The organism is Enterococcus camelliae, from assembly GCF_042685105.1.
Lineage (GTDB): Bacteria > Bacillota > Bacilli > Lactobacillales > Enterococcaceae > Enterococcus_G > Enterococcus_G camelliae.
This window is the reverse complement of sequence record NZ_JBHUMO010000017.1, coordinates 1-1,543: the sequence shown is the minus strand read 5'-3', so window position 1 is coordinate 1,543 and position 1,543 is coordinate 1. Positions and strand designations below refer to the sequence as shown.

Here is a 1,543-nt window from a genome sequence, read left to right as displayed (position 1 = left end):
TTTTCTGTGGTATAATTGGCTTTAGTCATGTAGATACCTCTTTCATACTTATGGTTTTGTCGCTTTTAAGTATAACGTATCTACATGATTTTTTTGTTTATTTCTTTATGCATTTCATTTTACAACTTACCACGAAAAAATAGTTGCAAAATAAAGACGAAAAACATTGACGGTTCACCTGTTTCTGGGGTATCATACTAAATGGTATTGTTTACCCCATGAGAGCCCCGGAAACTCAAATGATTGTAAACATTCGAAATTGAATTGGAGGAAAAAATTGTGCGTACAACATATATGGCCAAACCAGGCGAAGTAGAACGTAAATGGTATGTCGTTGATGCAACAGATGTTCCTTTAGGACGTCTATCAGCAGTCGTAGCTTCTGTTCTACGAGGAAAAAATAAACCAACATTCACACCTCATGTGGATACTGGTGATTTCGTCATCGTAATTAATGCAGATAAAGTAAAATTAACAGGTAATAAAGCTTCAGGAAAAATTTACTACCGTCACTCAAACTTCCCAGGAGGATTAAAATCAGTAACTGCTGGTGAATTACGTGCAACTAATTCTCGTCGTTTGATCGAAACTTCTGTAAAAGGTATGTTACCTAAGAACACGTTAGGTCGCGCTCAAGGAATGAAACTTCACGTATATGCTGAAGGAACTCATCCACATGCAGCTCAACAACCAGAAGTATTGGACATCACAAACTTAATCTAATAGGAGGGAATTTCATTGGCACAAGCTCAATATATCGGCACTGGCCGTCGTAAAAATGCTGTGGCCCGCGTACGTTTAGTACCAGGTACAGGTAAAATCACTGTTAACAAAAAAGACGTTACTGAATATATCCCACACGCTGACTTGCGTGAAGTAATCAACCAACCATTTGGCGTTACTGAAACAAAAGGCGCTTACGATGTTTTCGTAAACGTAAACGGTGGTGGATATGCTGGACAATCTGGCGCAATCCGTCACGGTATCGCTCGCGCATTACTAGAAGTAGACCCAGACTTCCGTTTAGCTCTTAAACAAGCTGGCTTACTTACTCGTGACGCACGTATGGTTGAACGTAAGAAACCAGGTCTTAAGAAAGCTCGTAAAGCTTCACAGTTCTCAAAACGTTAATATATTCTATATATCAACATTTCAAGACATTTTCCATTTATTTGGAAGGTGTCTTTTTTTGTGTTTTGGGACTATAGTTGGGACGTATAATATGAAAATAAAAAATATATGCTTGCTTTTTTTAAAACTATGACGTATATTTGTGTTAACATAAATATGGAGGTCGGTGGAATGGAAGAACAAATTTGGTTAGAAAAGTTTAAAGAAAAAGATTGGGATTGGGATTTTAAAAAATGTTATGCCTTATCAAATGATGATTCTGGAATAGTTTTATTTTTAAAGTATAAACTAGGTAAATTAAATGAGAATGGTTCATTGTAAGATGAACTTAGCCACTTTCAAGCAATAAAAAAACGTCATAGCGAAAAATCGTGTATTATTGAAGTTCCAACACAATCAATAAGGAGATTTT

The 1,543-nt window shown here is 36.2% G+C and carries 3 protein-coding genes; all 3 read left to right on the top strand.

Annotated features, from left to right (window positions below; translation table 11 throughout):
• The first annotated feature begins 276 nt into the window (after positions 1-276).
• The 3 genes from rplM (at position 277) to ACFSR0_RS03170 (ending at position 1,452) form a co-directional block, all read left to right on the top strand.
• Positions 277-723, top strand: a complete 447-nt coding sequence (gene rplM / locus ACFSR0_RS03180) for a 50S ribosomal protein L13 (RefSeq protein ID WP_379979840.1) — start codon at positions 277-279, stop codon at positions 721-723.
• Positions 724-738: 15 nt separating this feature from the next.
• The gene (rpsI, locus tag ACFSR0_RS03175; RefSeq protein ID WP_007207880.1) at positions 739-1,131 is read left to right on the top strand and encodes a 30S ribosomal protein S9; all 393 of its coding nucleotides are present in this window, start codon (positions 739-741) and stop codon (positions 1,129-1,131) included.
• 171 nt (positions 1,132-1,302) lie between these two features.
• Positions 1,303-1,452, top strand: coding sequence for a hypothetical protein (locus ACFSR0_RS03170; RefSeq protein ID WP_379979838.1), 150 nt, complete (start codon positions 1,303-1,305; stop codon positions 1,450-1,452).
• Positions 1,453-1,543: the final 91 nt, after the last annotated feature.